This window comes from Haemophilus parahaemolyticus (assembly GCF_002015035.1).
GTDB lineage: Bacteria > Pseudomonadota > Gammaproteobacteria > Enterobacterales > Pasteurellaceae > Haemophilus_A > Haemophilus_A parahaemolyticus.
In genome coordinates this window covers 1-19,576 of sequence record NZ_MUXY01000004.1, presented here as the reverse complement: position 1 = coordinate 19,576, position 19,576 = coordinate 1, and the positions used below count along the sequence as shown (strand labels likewise).

14 protein-coding genes and 1 tRNA gene are annotated in these 19,576 nt (G+C 42.5%); 12 read left to right on the top strand and 3 right to left on the bottom strand.

What is annotated here, in order from left to right:
* The coding region (locus tag B0185_RS05220; RefSeq protein ID WP_143413715.1) for an ESPR-type extended signal peptide-containing protein at nt 1-3,726 on the bottom strand (3,726 nt) is incomplete at its 3' end.
* A 311-nt stretch (nt 3,727-4,037) separates the two neighbouring features.
* On the opposite strand from B0185_RS05220, the gene B0185_RS05215 reads away from it, so the two are divergent.
* The 4 genes from B0185_RS05215 to B0185_RS05200 all read left to right on the top strand — a co-directional run bounded on the left by B0185_RS05215 (nt 4,038) and on the right by B0185_RS05200 (nt 5,542).
* Nucleotides 4,038-4,202 (top strand): BrnT family toxin, encoded by a 165-nt coding sequence (locus B0185_RS05215; RefSeq protein ID WP_005706090.1) that lies wholly within the window; start codon nt 4,038-4,040, stop codon nt 4,200-4,202.
* The gene (gene brnA / locus B0185_RS05210) at nt 4,186-4,440 is read left to right on the top strand and encodes a type II toxin-antitoxin system BrnA family antitoxin (protein WP_005706091.1); all 255 of its coding nucleotides are present in this window, start codon (nt 4,186-4,188) and stop codon (nt 4,438-4,440) included. The genes B0185_RS05215 and brnA overlap by 17 nt, the downstream gene beginning before the upstream one ends.
* Nucleotides 4,441-4,585: 145 nt before the next feature.
* Entirely contained in the window at nt 4,586-4,918 is a 333-nt protein-coding gene (locus B0185_RS05205) for a DMT family transporter (protein ID WP_005706088.1), read from the top strand.
* Nucleotides 4,919-5,002: 84 nt separating this feature from the next.
* The gene (locus tag B0185_RS05200) at nt 5,003-5,542 is read left to right on the top strand and encodes an RBBP9/YdeN family alpha/beta hydrolase (RefSeq protein WP_005706089.1); all 540 of its coding nucleotides are present in this window, start codon (nt 5,003-5,005) and stop codon (nt 5,540-5,542) included.
* 50 nt (nt 5,543-5,592) lie between these two features.
* Here the strand turns inward: B0185_RS05200 and B0185_RS05195 are convergent.
* Nucleotides 5,593-5,682, bottom strand: a tRNA-Ser gene (locus B0185_RS05195).
* 265 nt (nt 5,683-5,947) lie between these two features.
* Between B0185_RS05195 and B0185_RS05190 the strand changes: the two genes are divergently transcribed.
* The 4 genes from B0185_RS05190 (at nt 5,948) to accA (ending at nt 10,825) form a co-directional block, all read left to right on the top strand.
* On the top strand, nt 5,948-7,336 hold the full coding sequence (locus B0185_RS05190; RefSeq protein ID WP_005705932.1) for an SLC13 family permease: 1,389 nt from the start codon (nt 5,948-5,950) through the stop codon (nt 7,334-7,336).
* 129 nt (nt 7,337-7,465) lie between these two features.
* A complete protein-coding gene (locus tag B0185_RS05185; RefSeq protein WP_005705933.1) occupies nt 7,466-8,185 on the top strand; it encodes a 1-acylglycerol-3-phosphate O-acyltransferase in 720 nt (239 codons plus the stop codon).
* Between the two features lie 44 nt (nt 8,186-8,229).
* Nucleotides 8,230-9,651 carry a multicopper oxidase domain-containing protein gene (locus B0185_RS05180; protein ID WP_005705929.1) on the top strand — a complete coding sequence of 474 codons (1,422 nt, stop codon included), beginning with the start codon at nt 8,230-8,232 and terminating at the stop codon, nt 9,649-9,651.
* A gap of 226 nt (nt 9,652-9,877) precedes the next feature.
* Nucleotides 9,878-10,825 carry an acetyl-CoA carboxylase carboxyl transferase subunit alpha gene (gene accA, locus B0185_RS05175; protein ID WP_005705926.1) on the top strand — a complete coding sequence of 316 codons (948 nt, stop codon included), beginning with the start codon at nt 9,878-9,880 and terminating at the stop codon, nt 10,823-10,825.
* Nucleotides 10,826-10,978: 153 nt separating this feature from the next.
* Here accA and ompA read toward each other — a convergent pair whose 3' ends face one another.
* A complete protein-coding gene (gene ompA / locus B0185_RS05170; RefSeq protein ID WP_005705931.1) occupies nt 10,979-12,094 on the bottom strand; it encodes a porin OmpA in 1,116 nt (371 codons plus the stop codon).
* Between the two features lie 546 nt (nt 12,095-12,640).
* Here ompA and ydiJ point away from each other — a divergent pair.
* From ydiJ to mnmE, 4 genes are all read left to right on the top strand, one after another.
* Nucleotides 12,641-15,733: a D-2-hydroxyglutarate dehydrogenase YdiJ gene (gene ydiJ, locus B0185_RS05165; protein ID WP_005705934.1), complete on the top strand. Its 3,093-nt coding sequence runs from the start codon at nt 12,641-12,643 to the stop codon at nt 15,731-15,733.
* 97 nt (nt 15,734-15,830) lie between these two features.
* Nucleotides 15,831-16,265 (top strand): PaaI family thioesterase, encoded by a 435-nt coding sequence (locus B0185_RS05160; RefSeq protein WP_005705928.1) that lies wholly within the window; start codon nt 15,831-15,833, stop codon nt 16,263-16,265.
* A gap of 100 nt (nt 16,266-16,365) precedes the next feature.
* Complete coding sequence (gene yidC / locus B0185_RS05155; protein ID WP_005705935.1) at nt 16,366-17,997, top strand: membrane protein insertase YidC; 1,632 nt, start codon at nt 16,366-16,368, stop codon at nt 17,995-17,997.
* Nucleotides 17,998-18,193: 196 nt separating this feature from the next.
* Nucleotides 18,194-19,552, top strand: coding sequence for a tRNA uridine-5-carboxymethylaminomethyl(34) synthesis GTPase MnmE (gene mnmE / locus B0185_RS05150; protein ID WP_039863080.1), 1,359 nt, complete (start codon nt 18,194-18,196; stop codon nt 19,550-19,552).
* Nucleotides 19,553-19,576 lie beyond the last annotated feature (24 nt).

Genomic DNA, 19,576 nt, shown 5'->3' with positions numbered 1-19,576 from the left:
TACGTTATTACCCGCTGCAATATTGCTATCTCCGTCACCAGAGTCTGCATTGGTTGTTACGCTATCGCCACGTTTAGCCACCCAGTAACTTTCGTTAATCGCTTTCGCTACATTTTCAGCCGTAACCAGTTTTTTCTTATCTGCTTCTGTCGTTGGTACTTCTACTTTACCTGCGTTGTTACCCGCTGTATTTACGGTAAGCGTCACCGTTTCCACTGATGGAATCACCGCTTTTAACACGCCACCTTCTTTCGTAATGGTTTTGCCATCAACATTCACATCTACAGTATAATTATTTGTACCGTTCGCATTTTGCGTTGTCGCAATGGTAATCGGGCTACTGGTTGCATTGCTCACACTCGCCTGCGTGTTCACTGCACCAGAAAGATTCGCCACTAATTGACCTCGATCATTTACGGTAATAGTTGAACCATCAACTTTTGCTGCCACTTTAATATGTGAAACACCATTAGCCTCATTGGTTGATGTAACAGTAACTCCATTACCTGCATCAAATGACACTTTATCGCTTGGATTAATTAAACCCACGCTTGCGTTATTTGCTTGCAGATTCCAGCCGCTTGTATTGATTGCATTCGCTACATTTTTCGCAGTAACTAAACCATCGCTATTAGCACCTGTTAGCACTTGAATATTGCCATTAGCAGTTGCACTAGATAAAGCGGTCGTATTCACGTTGAATTTTACAACGCCGTTATCTTCTACTACAGCTGTCGTTTGTGTGCCATTGGTAAAATCTAAACCTTTAGCAAGAGTCACACTTTTCGCATTAGCATTATTCGCTTTATAGGTTAAGTTGGTAACCTGAGCCGCTGCTGTGCCGTTATAATCTACAGTGATGCCGTTTGTATTTGCCGTGGTGGTAATTACATTGTTTGAAGTGTTACCTTTCACATCAACGGTTGAGCCTAATTTCTTAATGCCTGTATCGCCCTTGTTAGCCACAAAGGTTAAACCTTTATTCGTTACAGTTTCGTTCGCATTCACACCGTGCGTGATGTTGGTTTTGGTTTGATCGGTTAAATCAACAGTGTAATCGGTAATATCCGCATTATTTTCGGTACGTGTTGTGGCTGCTTTATCCACTTTCACTGCAGCATTATTCGCTGCTTTCACATGAGCAGAGGTATCTTTCGCATTAATCGTCACATTGCCGTTGGTATCTGTGGTAGTGCTGATGTTTTTACCCGCAGTAATGCCTGCCACGTTCGCATTCACTTGAACATCGCCATTCGCACTAACAGTTACAGTTGTGCCTTTGCCTGGTTTAAAGTTTAAGCTTTCACCCGGGTTCACTACATTTCTAAGTGTGCCATTTTCTTTTAATTGGAAACCTGAGTTACGAATCACATCAGAAAGGTTTTTATTCGTTACTAACCCGGTAGCACTACTTACTGCATTCACTGCTCCCGTTGTTGCAGTATAAGCCACATCTGCAGTTACGGTTTTAAATGCAAAGTTACCACCGCCTTTATTGGTAATATTTAAGTAATTCTCACCTTTTAAACTTACCGCCGTGTTATTGGTAACATTAAGTGCTTGAGCTGCTGTTTGAGAATCTTCTTTTAATTTCCAGCTATAGTTTTGTTGTGCAGCACTAATTGTTAATGTTGAAACACCACCATTTTCATTTGTTGGCGTAATGGTTACACCAGTACCCGCTTTAATATTGACTTTATCGCCTGGATTTACTAAACCAACTTTATTGCCGTTTGCTTGTAATGTCCAACCACTGTTGTTAATTGCATCCACGACGTTTTTGGTTTTAGCTAAATATTTATTATCGTTGTCTGTAGTCCACGGCTTACCTTCATTCGCACCGCTACCATTACTGATACTTGAAATGTTTGCATTGAATGTTAACGTTTTGCCATTACGAACCACATTGATTGTATCTGAGCCTGCAAAAGTAACAGTTTGTCCGCCTCTTACCTGTTCTCCATTACCTCTTTCTGATCCTGATTTAATATTCCACGCAGCCGCATCTTGAACCGCTGTGGTGTTCATTTTAATTTTGAAGTTCTGCGGATCATCACCTGTTGCTGGAGGGGTAATCGTAATAGAATTATCGGGTGAGGTAACAGAATATTTCTTAATACCACCCGCCACGGCTTTTAACTGAGCCACGTTCACTGCATCTGAATCGGCACTACCTGGTGCAACATTGATAATTTGGCGAGTATTGCCAGAATCCCCCACGGAAACTGCACCTTTGTTGCCTTTAACGGTGTTTTTAATTAATTGTAGTGCTCCTGGTGCATCCACTAAACGTACAGGTGCATAAACACTGTTGCTAGTCGCTGCATCTTGATCGTTAAATCCTGTGCTTGCACTAGGTTTATTATTATTAATCACAATTTCACTGCCTTTACGTGCAACACGATCTGCAACAGCACCGTCACCCAATGCCACACCACTGTCTACTTTTGCCTGAGAACCTTTACCTAATGCAGTAGATTGATTACCATTTGCTACCGAACCACGACCTAAAGCGGTTGATTCTGTACCATTCGCTGCCGCACCACGACCTACAGCTGTCGCATTCGCACCATTTGCTTGTGCAACAGGGCCAACTACCGTCGCATCTGTCGCATTTACGACTGCACCACGACCAATAACTAAGCTACCTGCGGCATTAGCCGTTGCATTTGCATCCGCACCAATGGCAATCGTATTACTAGCTAGAGCCTTTGCATTTTTACCTGAAGCAATCGCATTTTCCCCAGAGGCAGAAGCATGCGAACCTGTCGCAATAGATTTTTTACCACTCGCTGTAGCACTTTCACCAAAAGCGGCTGAAGCTTCACCAGAGGCATTTGCACTGGCACCTGTTGCTGTTGCCCAAGAACCACTTGCAACAGAATCAGGCCCCACAGCTACCGCATTATTATTAGTCGCTTTAGATAATTTACCGAGTGCAGTTGCCCCCACTTTATTTGCTAATGCACTCGCACCAACCGCCATGGAATCATCCGCAGTTGCTTGTGCACCTTGAATATTCTCAATAACAGTGTTGCCAGTGGCAGGGACGTGTCCACTACCAATAGCGATAGCAGAAAATCCTGTTGCATTAGTTTTTGAACCTATCGAGGTTGTTAGCTGAGTATTTGCAGCTGCTTCCTTACCTAATGCAATTGAGTAATCTTGTTTTGCTAACGCACCTTTACCTAATGCTGTTGCATAAACACCTGTTGCCATCGCACCTTGACCAAATGCAGAGCCATTTTCTGCTGTTGCTCGAGCTCCTGCCCCCACTGCTGTAGCAAAATTATTTATTGCACTTGCGTGTGCACCAATTGCCGTTGTGGCTACGTGTGTCGCATTGGCATATGTACCCACCGCCACACTTGCTTGTGCAGAACTATGAGATGTAGAACCACTTACTGGTGCACCTGAGGTTGTTTTATACCCAATAGCGACATCTTCTAATGCTCGAGCATTTGCTTCATGACCATAAGCAATCGCGTTAGTATTAGCATAACTGCTAGAGCCAATCGCCATACCGCCACCAAATGTTCCACCAGTGCTATAATCGACAGCTGCTTCTGCATTAGAGGAAATGCCTATAGCAGAAGCGACTAGCACAGCTGCCGCACTTAATACTTTCTTAGATTTTGTTTTTCCTTTTGCTTTACCCAATTCAGAAACCGCTACCCAACATTGTAACGCTGCATTCCAAATTACTTTATAGATCTTATTCATCATTATTTACCTAAGTATTAAAAAACATAAAACATATAGACAGGAGTTCTTGTCCAAAAAAATCGGGCGTATTTTACTCCTAAATTACCTAAAGTTCTGTAAAGAAATGTAAAGATGTATATTTTTTTGATTATTGCTTATGGACAAATGGGGATACCGTATTATGTAATCGTTCTTGCCCGTAGAAGCGGGATTTATCCCCCTCATAGCCCAAACCTCCAAGCGTGGTTTTTAAGTGCGGAAGGGTTCACCAAGTAATTTGGTGTTGAACATATATAAAAAAGGTATATCATAGACACCTAAAAGGATTTTTTATGTTTGAATACGACCCTAATAAAAGTGAAATAAAATTAGGTATAGCAAAACTCAATGATAAACACTGGTCTGCTATATTTACATTACGTGGTAAAAACATCCGTCTTATCTCTGTTAGACGATCTCGAAAAAAGGAAATTGAACTTTATGAAACCAATCAATAATATCGAATTCGATCATATCTTCGATGAAAATGAAGAAGATATTGTGGAATATCTAGAGCTTACATCGGCTAAACGCCCAAACCAAAAAACAAAACGTGTTAATGTTGATTTTCCATTATGGATGGTTGAAAGTTTAGATAAAGAAGCGGCTCATCTCGGCGTTCCTCGTCAGGCTCTAATTAAACTATGGATTTCTGAAAAGTTACCCGTATATAAAAACCACCTTCAAACCGCATAAATACCTCCCCATAACCCAAGCCACCAAGCTCGTTTTTTAATTGCAAGGGCTAATTACCATTAGCCCCTATTCTCTTATAGACACAAGCGAAGACGCTTGCACCTGTAAAATTTACGGTTAGAATAGTTTATTTTGTGAGGAACCCATGAACCCTTGGATTTTACTCGGCTTCGCCATTGTTATCGAGGTCATCGGCTCAAATTGCATTAAAGCGAGCAACGGTTTTACTAAACCACTTCCGACGGTCATCGCAATCGGTGCTTTTGTGGTAGCGTTATACCTGTTATCTATCATCACCAAAACACTCCCACTTGGGATTGTCTATGCGGTGTGGTCTGGCGTAGGTATTGTGCTCACCACACTGGTGGCAATGTTTTTCTTCGGGCAAAAACCAGATTTACCTAGCATAATTGGAATGGCGTTAATTATCGGTGGAGTATTAGTAATTAACTTATTCTCAGGTGGCGAAACACATTGATTGCAAGCGATGGTATTTTTGATGTCGATTGCAAAATCTCACAAAAATCCCACCGCTTTATTTTGATCACATACAGGAAAAACAATGACCAAAATCTACATCACTCACGGCTATACAGCAAACGGCGACAAACATTGGTTTCCGTGGTTAGAGCAAAAATTGGCGGAAAAAGGGCTGGAATGCCAGCGTCTAACGATGCCAAATTCGGCAAATCCTACGCCTCAAGCGTGGCTGAAATATCATCAAGAAAAAATCACGCCAGATGAAAATACTATTTTAATTGGGCATAGTTTAGGCTGCATCGCAACGCTGAATTTTCTTGCGGCACAACAGCAGAAAATCAAAGGAGCGATTTTTGTTTCAGGCTTTTATGAGAAATTACCGAATCTGCCCGAACTTGATATTTTTGCAGATTTCTACGCGAATTTAACCGCTTACAAGCCAGAAAAAGCTTTTGTAGTAGCATCGCTAGACGATCATATCGTACCACATCAATACAGCGATCATTTGGCTCAATTGCTAGATGCGGACTATATTCGATTACCAAAAGGCGGGCATTTTTTAGATCGTGAAGGCGTGACAGAATTGCCAATTGTGTTGGAATTAGTTGGGAAATTGCTGTAATACAGATAAACAAAACCCCGCAACATTCGCTGCGGGGTTTCTAAATTTGATGGCGGAGGAAGTGAGATTCGAACTCACGGAGGGCGTAAACCCTCGCCGGTTTTCAAGACCGGTGCCTTCAACCACTCGACCATTCCTCCGTTGAAAACGGGCAAAATAATAATTGAATTTTAATCATGAGTAAATAAAATTTTCCCACCTTTAATTCAAGAGACTTCTTTTTATGCAATTTGTTGCTTATTTGCTCTACTATTCTATCAACTAAAATGTAAATCTTTCTTAAAGAAAAAAGCAAACGTTTGCGATAAATTTTCTAATACTTGTTAAAAACTATTTACATTTTTAAAATTTTTGTTATGTTCAAATTGCATACAATTTTTTCCAACAAAATATAAGGAGCTTCGTATGTCAAGCACAACAAAAAATCCAACAAGAGGCTATATGATATTAGCCTTAGACTTCCTGCTGTTTTTAGCCCTCATTAAGATGCTGCCATTCACACCGATGGAAAATCGGGGCTTAGCGTTACTCATCTTTATCGGGATATTATGGCTCACGGAAGCTTTTAATATTACGGTTACCTCGCTAATGGTACCTATTCTGGCAATTGGGCTGAATGTCTTGCCGACCAAAGCGGCATTTGCACCTTTCTCCGAACCTATCATTTTTATGTTCTTTGGTGGCTTCGTTCTAGCTGCAGTCATGAACATTCAAAAACTCGACCTCTGGATTGCCAATCACATTATCCGCCTCGCACGCGGAAATCTTAAACTTACCGTACTCTACCTTTTTGCTGCCACGGCAGGGCTTTCACTGTTTATCAACAACACCGCCGTTGCGGCTATGATGTTGCCTTTAACCCTCGGCATTTTGAAAAAAGTTGATCTTAAAACCAACCGTGCATTGTATGTTTTTGTGTTACTTGGTGTTGCATTTAGTGCCAGCATCGGGGGCATCGGGACACTCACAGGCTCTGCACCCAATGCGATTTTAGCCTCTCAACTTAAAATCACATTCTCAGAATGGCTCTTCTACGGAATACCTGTCGCTATTTTATTGATGATTGGCATGGTGTTTAGCCTGCTCGTCGTACTTCGTCCTAACTTCAATGTGCCGTTTGAAATTTTACTCGAAGAAATTCCGCTGACTAGCAAACGTAAAATCACCCTTGCCGTGTTTGTGATTGCTGCCTTTTTCCTTGTTTTCGGCAGCTGGTTAGAACCGTTTATCCGCTCAGTATTAGAGCTTAGCCAACCCATCAAAAACTTCGATGCGGTAGTGGCAATGACCGCAGTTATTATCCTTTGCATTACTCACACTGCAACTTGGTCAGAAATTCAAGATCGTACCGAATGGGGCGTGTTAATGCTCTTCGGTGGTGGATTGGTGCTCGGTATCGTGCTCAAAGAAACGGGAGCAAGCAAAATTCTTGCTGATACCATTGTGAATTATATCGGTGTGCAACACTGGCTTGTAATGACGCTCGTACTTACTGCATTTATTATCTTCCTCACAGAATTTACCTCTAACACCGCTACTGCGGCATTAATGACCCCCATTTTTATTTCTGTTGCAGAAGGCTTGGGCTTGCCTCCTGTTTCGCTGGCAGCTATCGTTGCATGTAGTGCTTCTTGTGCCTTTATGCTCCCAATCGCGACTCCACCTAACGCGATCGTGTTCTCTACAGGCTATATTAAACAAAGCGAAATGGTAAAAGTGGGCTTTATCCTTAATATTATCAGCACGGCGGTAACTGGCGGGCTGACCTATTTCTTCTGGATCAATTGGCATTAAGCCATTTGCTAAAATAAGCGGTGGTTTTTCTCTCAGAATTTGCAAATTCTAATTGAAAAACCACCGCTTTCTTTTCCTTTGCTCACCTATTTTTTGCTATACTCTTTGCCTGACTTTTGAGGAAATTTTATGTTAAAACTTATTCGAATTTTGCTAGTGCTATGTTGCTCGATTCTTATCTCTGTGGCTGGTGTTTTTTATGCGTTAGTCCGTTTACGCAATCCAGATTGTGTAGGTGAAATTGCTTATTGGTATAGCAAAATGCATAAACTGCTTGGCATTAAGTTAATTCGCCGCCCGTATACTGGCGAACGCCAACCAGCGATTTATATCGCCAACCATCAGAATAACTATGATATGGTGACCATCTCTTCGATGACGCCTAAAAAAACAGTAACCATCGGTAAACGTAGTCTGATTTGGATTCCATTTTTCGGCTTGGTTTATTGGGCAACGGGCAATATTTTCATCAACCGAGAGAAACGCAGTAGTGCTATTAGTACAATGGCGAAAGTGGGTGAGATTATTAAAAAACGTCAAATTTCGATTTGGATGTTCCCTGAAGGCACGCGTAGCCGCGGACGTGGTTTATTGCCATTCAAAACAGGGGCATTCCATACCGCTATTTCTGCAGGCGTGCCGATTATCCCGATTGTTTGTTCAACGCTTCACAATAAAATAGATTTAAACCGTTGGGACAATGGCACGGTGATTTGCGAAGAATTGGAACCGATTGATACTAGCGGTTACAACCGAGATAATTTGAAAGAACTCATCGAACACTGCCATCAAGTAATGCAGAAAAGAATTGCAGAGCTTGATGCGGAAATTGAGCAGTTGGATAAATAAATTATAATTGCAACTGTTGCGACAACAAATACCTTATATACCGAATGAACAAACCTCTTCACTTAACCCGTCGTCAGCTTTTACAACGCACAGGCTTAGCTTCTGCAATGGTTGCTCTGCCCGTGCCTGTGTGGGCAAGTTCGCAACCTGCATTGAAAATTCCACCGCTTGTTGATGTCGGTCGCGGTCGCCCTATTCGTCTTGATCTCCGACCTGCTCAAATACAATTTAATACGGGGAAGTTGGTTGATGTGTGGGGCGTAAATGGGCAATATCTCGCTCCAACCGTTCGTGTGCGATCGCAAGATTTTGTGAAACTTACTTACTTAAACAACCTCCCGCAAGCAATTTCAATGAATATTCAAGGCTTGCTTACACCCAGCGAGATGTTCGGTTCTTCACATCGTAAGCTTGAGCCCAAAGCCAGTTGGTCGCCAATTGTGAGCGTAAACCAACCCGCTTGCACTTGCTGGTATCATGCCGACACGCTATTAAACTCGGCTTTCCAAGTCTATCGAGGCTTGGCGGGTCTGTGGATTATTGAAGATGCTGAAAGCAAAAAAACCAATCTGCCGAATCAATATGGCGTAAACGATATCCCACTGATTTTGCAAGACCAGCAAATCAACAAAGAGGGCAAGCAGGTCATCGACCCGAACCAACCACAATTTTTCGGCTCACGCCTGTTTGTGAATGGGCAAGAGTCGCCTTATTTGAAGGTACAAGCGGGCTGGATTCGCTTACGAATTGTTAATGCCTCGCTCTCTCGCATCTATGAGTTACGCTTAGACAACGGGCAACCACTGCAATTGATTGCTACAGGGTTAGGAATGTTTGAAAAGCCGCTTGCCCAGCCGATGGTCATGCTCGCCCCAAGCGAACGAGTGGAAGTGTTAGTCAAAGTGGAAGAAGATACACCTGTCTCACTGATTACGGGCGAACCACGTAGCTTATTGGATAAGGCAAAATTGCTATTTAGCGATGGCAATGAGTTGACGGACAATGTTATCTTAACCTTGCAACCACAAGGCTTAGCCACAGTGTTTACGCAAATGCCAGAAACTGTGCCGTTTAAGCTGGAAGATTTCCAGATGAACATTGTCAATGAGCGAAAATTTAACCTTCGCCCGCTGGATTATCTGATTAACCAACAACGTTTCGACCCAAAACGAATTGATTTTAGCGTGAAAAAAGGGAGCGTAGAGCGTTGGTATCTCACCAGTAACAGCAATATTGGTTTTACTCTGCAGGGGGCAAAGTTTGTGATTGAAACCCGCAACCGCCAACGTTTGCAAAACAAATACTTAGCGTGGAAAGATACGGTTTGGCTACCCAAAGATCAGGAAGTAACTTTGTTAGTAAAATTTGAACACGAAGCAAACAATGAGCTGCCATTTGCCTTCGGCGTGTCTGATTTGATGTTGCGAGATCGCGGTGCAATGGGGCAATTTACGGTTGAAACATAAAATACAAGCGGTCGGATCTGTGTGAAAATCTGCAAAAAATTGCGGAAAAATAACCGCTTTTTGCGACAACTAGCTGTCTATCAGGTAAAATAAGCCCGTTTTTTAGGTGTTATTTCGTAGGGATAACCTCTGCCCCACATAATGATTCTTCATTAAGTGGGGATAAACCTCTACATCGAATACCACGTTTTTAAAATGTCCGACACATAAACAAATAGGATAACGTATGGAATATTTAGATTTTGAACTACCGATTGCCGAACTTGAGGCGAAAATTGAGTCGCTAAAGGCAGTTGCAGAGCAAGACAACAAAATCAATCTTGATGATGAAATCAAACGTTTAGAGAAAAAAGCACAAGAGCTTACCAAAAAAACCTTTGCAAATTTAGATGCGTGGCAGACTTCTAAAATGGCTCGTCACCCAAATCGCCCTTATACCTTAGATTATATTGAGCATATTTTCACCGAATTTGATGAACTTGCAGGCGATCGTGCCTTTGCAGATGATAAAGCAATTGTTGGTGGGATTGCACGTTTGGATGGTCGTCCTGTGATGGTTATCGGTCATCAAAAAGGCAGAAGTACAAAAGAAAAAGTGATGCGTAACTTCGGGATGCCAGCCCCAGAAGGCTACCGCAAAGCATTACGTTTAATGGAAATGGCAGAGCGTTTTAACTTGCCAATTATTACCTTTATCGACACCCCTGGAGCATACCCAGGTATCGGTGCGGAAGAGCGTGGTCAGGCGGAGGCGATTGCCCGCAACTTGCGTGAAATGTCGCAGCTTAAAGTACCTGTGATTTGTACTGTTATCGGTGAAGGTGGTTCAGGTGGTGCATTAGCCATTGGTGTAGGCGATAAAGTAAATATGTTGCAATATTCTACTTACTCAGTCATTTCACCAGAAGGTTGTGCTTCAATTCTTTGGAAAAGTGCTGAAAAAGCGTCAACCGCCGCGGAAGTAATGGGCTTAACCGCACAACGTTTAAAAGAGTTGAAACTGATCGATGAAATCGTAGCAGAACCCCTCGGTGGTGCTCATCGTGATTACGCAGAAATATCAGAAAACCTCAAACAACGCATTCTCACCGATTTACACGAATTGGATAATCTGGATAAAGAAGCATTGTTACATCGTCGTTATCAACGCTTGATGAGCCACGGTTATTGCTAATATTGAATTAATAAAGATAAGCGGTAAGATTTCGAAAGAATCTTACCGCTTTTTCATATTTAAAAACGAGAAAATCTATATCTATTTTGTATTCATAGAGATGAAAAAGCCCGCATTACTGCGGGCTTCTCGTTATTCTAAGAAACTAACAAATTACATTGTTACTTCTTTTGAACCTTGTACTTGAACTTCAACACGACGATCTGGTGCTAAGCAAGCGATTAATGCTTTACGACCTTTAACTGCATCACAAGTGTTGCCAGTTACTGGGTTCGCTGAACCGTAACCTACTGCAGTTACGTTCGCTGGGTTTCTGCCTTTAGAAACTAAGTAGTTAGCTACTGTTTCTGCACGACGTTGTGAAAGTTTTAAGTTAGCATCTTGTTTACCAATACGGTCTGCGTGACCGTTTACTTGGATAGATGGGTTAGCTAAACCTAAAGCATTGATTTCGTTGTTAGCTGCATCTAATGCTTGTGCTGCTTCTGGTTTTAAATTCGCTTTACCGAATGCGAATAAAACATCAGAGCTGAATGAGAAGTTTTTGGTCATCACTTCTGGAGCTGCTGGAGCAACTGGAGTTGCACCTTGACCGAAACGGTAGCTTAAACCTGCAGATACTGAGTGTAAATCTGGGCTGAATGAAGTGTTTTGATCTGGAGCACCAGCTTTTCTTTCTGCTTTATCTAAGTTACCAACACGGTTAATATATTGATATTCAACACGAGCTGCTAATTCTGGAAGAATTGCGTACTCAACACCCGCACCTAAAGTTAAAGATGGTTTTAATGTGTGAGCTTTAGCTGTATATACATTACCAACATCATCTGTTAAACCGTAGCGTTTGTAATCGTTACGAATTAATGCAACACCTACTTTACTGTAAACATCTAAGTTAGGTAATACTTCGTAGCTTGGTTTTAAGCTTAAGTGAGCACCGTGTGCAGAATGTTTTACAGCACGAACTTCTTTGTTATCTACAGTTTCATTACCGCGTGAACGACCGAAGTAGTCGTAACCTAATTCAGCTGCTAAACCAAAGTTATCTTGGTTTAAGATTTGGTAACCACCGAATACACCGTAAGTTACAGTGTTTTTGTTGATACCGAAACCGTCTTCGCCTACGCTTTTAGCGTCGAATTGTGTGAAACCATCACGGAAGTTTGCCCAACCAGCTTTAGCACCTGCATAGAAAGTGTTAGCTTGTGGAGCTGCTGTTGCTGCTGCTGATGCAGCTAATACTGCTAATGCAACTAATGATTTTTTCATTTTATGACCCTCTATAATTTGTCATTCTATGTAATAAAATTTTTCAACATAATAAAAATGTTGAATCTTAACCACGCCTTTCATCTTCTTTTGATAGAAAGACTAAAGAAGTGAATGCTTGAAGATTTTACTTTAAATAATAAAGAAAAGTAGCCTTCACTCATTCTTGTCCTTAAGAAGATGGGCAAGAATACGTGTTATTATCTAAAGAAGTCTGCTTAAGATCAATAATTTTCTGTATAAATAGCATACAAAACCCCATCAAATGGTTATTTTGCAATCAATATGATATTTATATCAACAATGCTATTTTAATAGGCAAAATATCAAGAACTTAGCTAAACTGTATTTATTATGGGGATGATATAAAATAAAATCAACTTTCTTGACGTAATTTTACATAACAGAAAATTGACTCCAATAAACAATAAATGGAATGGAGTTTTTATTCATTCATTTCACTTCATTTAAAAATATCTTCGTTTCCATTCCCCCCATTTCTTGCTAAGATGCAAACGATTTTATCTTTATATAAAGGAACAAAAAATGATTCCTAGACTTGCAAACATTCCAGACCAAAATCCATTAGTTCAGCAATATCTTAACGAACTTACCGAACAGCATTTTTCAGGCGATATTGCTAGCAGCTACGCAGACCGCCTTTCAATGGCAACCGATAACAGCGTATATCAGCGTATGCCACAAGCGGTACTTTTTCCGAAATCGGTTACCGATGTGGTGATTCTGACCAAAGTCGCCCAAAAAGAAGCCTATCAAAGCCTCACTTTCACACCCCGCGGCGGTGGCACGGGGACAAATGGGCAGTCGCTCAATAACAATATTATTGTCGATCTCTCCCGCCATATGACCCAAATTTTAGAGCTGAATGTAAAAGAACGCTGGGTTCGCGTGCAAGCAGGTGTGGTGAAAGATCAGCTTAATCAATTCCTCAAACCGCACGGCTTATTTTTTTCGCCCGAACTTTCTACCAGTAACCGAGCTACGCTAGGCGGGATGATTAATACCGATGCATCAGGGCAAGGTTCATTGCAATATGGCAAAACGTCCGATCATATTCTGGCAATCAAATCGGTGTTGGTAAATGGCGAAATTTTAGAAACGCAAGCGGTTAAAACCGAGAACTTTTCTGCAAACCTTGAGCAACTGCCACTTTCTACTTTAGGCAAAAAATTACATAACGAGGTCTTTGAACGTTGTAAAACGCTTCGCCCGACTGTGCTCAAAGAGTTGCCGCAATTAAACCGCTTTATCACGGGTTACGACTTAAAAAATATCTTCAATAACGATGAAAGCGAATTCAACCTTACCCGTATTCTCACAGGCTCTGAAGGCTCGCTTGCCTTTATTTGCGAAGCGAAACTCAATCTTCTACCGATTCCGAAATATCGCACGCTGATTAACATCAAATACAACTCATTCGATGCCGCACTCCGCTCTGCCCCAATGATGTTAAAAGCCAAAGCCTTATCGGTCGAAACGGTCGACTCCAAAGTGCTGAATTTGGCAAAACAAGACATCATCTGGCACTCGGTATCGGATTTAATCACCGAAGATCCAAACAACCCGATTTTGGGCATTAACATTGTTGAGTATGCTTCAAGCGATCTCGAACAAATCGAAACACAAGTGCAAGCCTTGTGTGTCAGCCTTGATGAAAAAATTGCACAGGGTGCAAGCGGTATCATTGGCTACCAAATTTGCAAAGAGTTAGACGGCATCGAAAAAATCTACGCAATGCGGAAAAAAGCAGTGGGATTATTAGGTAACGCCAAAGGCTGGGCAAAACCGATTCCCTTTGTGGAAGATACCGCCGTGCCGCCTGAAAATCTTGCCGATTACATTACCGAATTTCGTGCTTTATTAGATAGCCACAACCTTGCCTACGGTATGTTCGGGCACGTGGATGCTGGCGTGCTACACGTTCGCCCTGCCCTCGATTTATGCGATTTAGAACAGGTTAAAACCTTCAAAACGATTTCTGATCAAGTCGTTGAGCTTACCCATAAATATGGTGGTTTAATTTGGGGCGAACATGGCAAAGGGATGCGTTCTTACTATGGCGAACGCTTTTTTGGCGAAACGCTGTGGAAAGAACTCCGCCAGATCAAACAACTGTTCGATCCGCAAAATCGCCTTAACCCTGGCAAAATCTGCACACCATTAGGTTCCGATGCAGAGCTCTACAAAATCGACGAAGCAATGCGAGCCGATTTCGATCGCCGTATTCCAATTGCAGTGCGTGAAGAGTTTAAAGGGGCGATGAACTGTAACGGAAATGGATTATGCTTCAACTTTGATGTACACAGCACGATGTGCCCGTCGATGAAAATTTCAGGCAATCGCCTCTATTCACCAAAAGGACGAGCAACGCTCATCCGCGAATGGCTACGATTACTTGCCGATCAGCAAGTTACCCCTAATGATTTGATTTTTGAAAAACGCTCAAAAGCAGTGAAATTAACCGATTTTGTGGCAAAAGTACGTCATTCATTCAAGAAAACGCAGGAATATGATTTTTCACACGAAGTAAAAGCAGCGATGGATACCTGCCTTGCTTGTAAAGCCTGTGCTAGCCAATGTCCAATTAAAATTGATGTGCCAACGTTCCGTAGTCAATTTAACGAGCTTTATCACCAACGCTATCTTCGCCCTGCGAAAGATTACGTGGTGTCGAACCTCGAATTTATCGCCCCTTTAATGGCAAAAGCCCCGAAATTCTTTAATTTCTTCAGCACCAGCCATTTGGCAGAAATCGCCGCCAATAAAACAATTGGTATGACTTACTTGCCTGCTCTTTCCACGCCAAACTTGCAAAAGCAATTGGTAGAAATTGGCTATCAAGGCGAAACACTTGAAAGTCTTGAAGCCCAACAGGCAAGCGGTCAATTTTCCGCAGAAAATTGCCAAACTGTACTCGTAGTACAAGATCCATTTACCACCTTCTACGATGCAAAAGTGGTGGCAGATTTCGTTGCCTTTATTCAAAAACTCGGCTTCAAACCCGTGGTCTTGCCATATAAACCAACAGGTAAGGCACAACACATCAAAGGCTTTTTGAGTAAGTTCGCCAAAACTGCCAAAAATCAAGCGGATTTCTTAAATCGCATCGCCAAACTCGGCTTACCGATGGTGGCAATTGACCCAGCTTTGACGCTGCTTTACCGCGATGAATACCGCGATATTTTGAAAGCGGAACGCGGCGATTTCAAAGTGCTGCTCGCCCACGAATGGTTGATTGAACAAATCAAAGCAGGCGTATTAGACAATTGCAAAAAAGCAAAAGAAACCGACCGCTTGCCGTGGCACCTATTCGCCCACTGCACCGAAACCACTGAACTTCCTACCTCAAGCAAAGAGTGGCAACAGATCTTCGCCCATTTTGGCGAAACGTTGGTAAGCGAGAAAGTAGGCTGCTGCGGAATGGCAGGCACATTCGGGCACGAAACCGCCCACATAGAGATGTCGAAAGCAATTTATGCACAATCTTGGCAACAAAAACTGAAAAACGCACCGCTTGAACGATGCTTAGCGACAGGCTACTCTTGCCGTTCGCAAGTGAAACGAATGGAACATCAACAGATTAAGCATCCAATACAGGCTCTATTATCCATTATCTAATCGTAGGGTGTGTGAACGCAGTTCACGCACGCTTTGTTTTGCGGGCGTGGATTTTCAAATCCATACACCCTACTTTTCAATAAACTCCGAGGAACCCATGACCACCATCTGGAAACAAACCGCAACCCCCGAACTTTTAACCCAACTCTGCCAAGGTAATGCTGTTGGGCATTTAGGCATTCACTTCACCCAAATTGGCGAAGATTGGTTAGAAGCGGAACTCACCGTGAACGAAAAAACGATGCAACCGTTCGGCGTATTACACGGCGGCATTTCTGCCACGCTTGCTGAAACGGTAGCAAATGCAGGATCGCTTTTAGTGTGCGAGCCGCATCAGATCGCTGTTGGAATGGAATTGAACATCAGCCACTTAAAATCGGTTAAAGCAGGTAAAAAAGCGATTGCCCGAGCTTATCCGCTTAAATTAGGGCGTGAAGTGCACGTGTGGAATATTGAAACTAAAGATGAAGAAGGAAATTTGTGTGCGGTAGCACGCTTGTCTACTAAAGTTTTAGATAAGCCAGCAGCATAAAATCCAAGAAAAGCAGTAAAAGTGAGTTGGATCTACCCGCAACCTATTATAAAATGCTCTTCTTTTATCCATTCACTTTCATTAACAAGAGAAATTCCCTATGAATTCAAATCGTAGTTTACTGGTGATGGGATTGTTATTAGTGTCGTTCCTATTGTTTACGCAATGGCAACAAGATTTCAACCCTGAAATTCAAGCACAAAAACAAGCTCAGATCCAAGCTCAACAACAATCTCACGATGTACCTGCATCAAGCACTTCACAGCCCGCTGATGTGGCAAGCGTTAAAGGTAAAACCATCACGATTGAAAGCGATGTATTACGCTTAACCATTGATACGCTTGGCGGTGACGTGGTGGACTCTGATTTGCTTAAACACAATGCAGAACTTCACTCAAACACACCTTTTGAATTATTACAAGATAACGCTAACCGCGTTTATGTTGCTCAAAGTGGCTTAGTGGGTAAAAACGGAATCGATACGGTTTCTGGTCGTCCACAATACCAAACAACTGCAGAAAGCTTCAAATTAGCGGATGGTCAAGATGCGGTAAGCGTGCCTTTAACTTTTAAAAAAGATGGCGTGCTTTACACCAAAACTTTCACGCTTAAACGTGGTAGTTACAATGTTGATGTGAATTTCAACATTAAAAACGGTACAGCAGAAGCCATTGAAGTACAACCTTACGGTCAGTTAAAACACACCATCGTGGAAAACTCTGGCAACTTAACGATGCCAACTTACACAGGCGGTGCATACTCTTCTTCAGAAACCAACTATAAAAAATATAGCTTCCAAGATATGGAAAAAGCGGGTTTATCTGTTGAAACCAACACAGGTTGGATTGCGGTATTGCAACACTATTTCGTGTCTGCATGGATTCCTGCTCAAGACCAAGCAATGACCTTATTCACTCGCGTATCTGATGACAAACGTTTTGCCACTATCGGCTATCGTGGAGCAGTAACAGCCGTTGCCCCAAATGCAGAAGTGAATATTGACACCCATTTATGGACGGGTCCGAAAGATCAAAAAGAGATGGCTGAAACCGCAAACCACTTAGACTTAACCGCAGATTACGGCTGGGCGTGGTTCATTGCGAAACCACTATTCTGGTTATTAACCACTATCCAAAAAGCGGTGTCTAACTGGGGTATTGCGATTATCTTAGTGACCATCGTGGTGAAATCAATTCTTTATCCATTAACCAAAGCACAATACACCTCAATGGCAAAAATGCGTATGTTACAGCCGAAAATCCAAGAGATGCGTGAGCGTTTCGGGGATGATCGCCAACGTATGAGCCAAGAGATGATGAAGCTCTACAAAGAAGAGAAAGTAAACCCAATGGGCGGTTGCTTACCAATCTTAATCCAGATGCCAATTTTCATCGCATTATATTGGACATTTATGGAAGCAGTGGAATTACGCCACGCACCATTCTTTGGCTGGATTCAAGACTTATCAGCACAAGACCCATACTACATCTTCCCAATTTTAATGGGTGCCTCAATGTTCTTGTTGCAAAAAATGTCGCCAACACCAGTGGCAGACCCAATGCAACAAAAAGTGATGACCTTTATGCCTGTGATCTTCACCGTATTCTTCCTGTTCTTCCCAGCAGGTTTAGTACTTTACTGGCTAACCTCGAACTGTATTACCCTGTTCCAACAATGGTGGATTTATCGCCAATTAGAGAAAAAAGGGTTACATTCACGTAAGAAAAAATAATTGATAAAGAGCACGCACAAGCGTGCTTTTTTATTGTGAGGGAAATGCTGATATAATGCCAGGCATCTACAATGTAATACCTCCCTTGCCCCTTGTGGGAGAGAGTAAATTATTAGAATATCATTCTTCTACGACCAAGCGGTCAAATTCGCAAAACCTTTTACCAAATCGACCGCTTTCAACCAAAGGAACAACAATGAAAGAAACAATTGTCGCCCAAGCCACCCCAATCGGTCGCGGGGGCGTGGGTATTTTACGCATATCGGGGCCTCTTGCAAACGTAGTTGCACAAGAAGTGCTTGGCAAAGAACTCAAACCTCGCCTAGCAAATTACTTGCCATTCAAAGATAGCGATGGCACGGTATTAGACCAAGGCATCGCCCTCTTCTTCAAAGCCCCTAATTCCTTCACGGGCGAAGACGTACTTGAACTGCAAGGGCACGGCGGGCAAGTCATTTTAGATATTTTGCTCAAACGCATTCTGGAAATCAAAGGCGTACGCATTGCCCGTGCGGGCGAATTCTCTGAGCAAGCATTTTTAAACGACAAACTCGACCTTGCTCAAGCTGAAGCGATTGCCGATCTTATTGATGCCACCAGTGAACAAGCTGCTCGCTCAGCATTGAAATCTCTACAAGGGGAATTTTCAACTAAAATCAACCGCTTGGTGGATAGCGTAATTTACCTCCGCACCTACGTGGAAGCGGCAATTGACTTCCCTGATGAAGAAATCGACTTCCTTGCAGACGGAAAAATTGAAGGGCATTTGAACGATATCATTTCACAGCTCAGCCAAGTTCGCCAAGAAGCAAAACAAGGAGCAATTTTGCGAGAGGGGATGAAAGTGGTCATTGCAGGTCGCCCAAATGCGGGGAAATCTAGCTTACTCAATGCCTTAGCAGGACGCGAAGCCGCTATCGTGACCGACATTGCAGGCACAACCCGTGATGTGTTGCGTGAGCATATCCATATCGATGGAATGCCTCTGCACATCATTGATACTGCGGGCTTGCGTGATGCGAGCGATGAGGTGGAACGCATCGGAATTCAACGTGCGTGGAACGAAATTGAGCAAGCCGATCACGTCTTATTGATGATCGATAGCACCGAGCAAAAAGCGGACGATTTCAAAACCGAATGGGCGGATTTCTTAGCAAAATTACCGCAAAATATGCCGATTACCGTCATTCGTAATAAGGTCGATTTATCAGGCGAAACAGAGGGCTTGGAAGAAAAAAATGGCTTCACACTTATACGTTTATCGGCTCAAACCAAAGTAGGCGTAGATTTATTGCGTGACCATCTGAAAAAATCAATGGGCTATCAAAGCACCACTGAAGGTGGCTTCCTTGCCCGACGCCGTCACCTTCAAGCACTTGAATCTGCCGCAGAGCATCTGGAAATGGGACACGTGCAACTCACCCAATTCCATGCAGGCGAATTGCTTGCAGAAGAGTTACGTATGGTGCAAAACGCGTTAAGCGAAATCACAGGACAATTTACCTCAGATGATTTGCTTGGAAATATTTTTAGCTCGTTTTGTATCGGAAAGTAATTCAATTGTAGATACTGTCTCCCA

Excerpts from the sequence above, each read along its gene's own strand:
- B0185_RS05215 (WP_005706090.1), top strand. The coding sequence starts at position 4,038 with ATGTTTGAATACGACCCTAATAAAAGTGAAATAAAATTAGGTATAGCA.
- brnA (WP_005706091.1), top strand. The coding sequence starts at position 4,186 with ATGAAACCAATCAATAATATCGAATTCGATCATATCTTCGATGAAAAT.
- B0185_RS05205 (WP_005706088.1), top strand. The coding sequence starts at position 4,586 with ATGAACCCTTGGATTTTACTCGGCTTCGCCATTGTTATCGAGGTCATC.
- B0185_RS05200 (WP_005706089.1), top strand. The coding sequence starts at position 5,003 with ATGACCAAAATCTACATCACTCACGGCTATACAGCAAACGGCGACAAA.
- B0185_RS05190 (WP_005705932.1), top strand. The coding sequence starts at position 5,948 with ATGTCAAGCACAACAAAAAATCCAACAAGAGGCTATATGATATTAGCC.
- B0185_RS05185 (WP_005705933.1), top strand. The coding sequence starts at position 7,466 with ATGTTAAAACTTATTCGAATTTTGCTAGTGCTATGTTGCTCGATTCTT.
- B0185_RS05180 (WP_005705929.1), top strand. The coding sequence starts at position 8,230 with ATGAACAAACCTCTTCACTTAACCCGTCGTCAGCTTTTACAACGCACA.
- accA (WP_005705926.1), top strand. The coding sequence starts at position 9,878 with ATGGAATATTTAGATTTTGAACTACCGATTGCCGAACTTGAGGCGAAA.
- ompA (WP_005705931.1), bottom strand. The coding sequence starts at position 12,094 with ATGAAAAAATCATTAGTTGCATTAGCAGTATTAGCTGCATCAGCAGCA.
- ydiJ (WP_005705934.1), top strand. The coding sequence starts at position 12,641 with ATGATTCCTAGACTTGCAAACATTCCAGACCAAAATCCATTAGTTCAG.
- B0185_RS05160 (WP_005705928.1), top strand. The coding sequence starts at position 15,831 with ATGACCACCATCTGGAAACAAACCGCAACCCCCGAACTTTTAACCCAA.
- yidC (WP_005705935.1), top strand. The coding sequence starts at position 16,366 with ATGAATTCAAATCGTAGTTTACTGGTGATGGGATTGTTATTAGTGTCG.
- mnmE (WP_039863080.1), top strand. The coding sequence starts at position 18,194 with ATGAAAGAAACAATTGTCGCCCAAGCCACCCCAATCGGTCGCGGGGGC.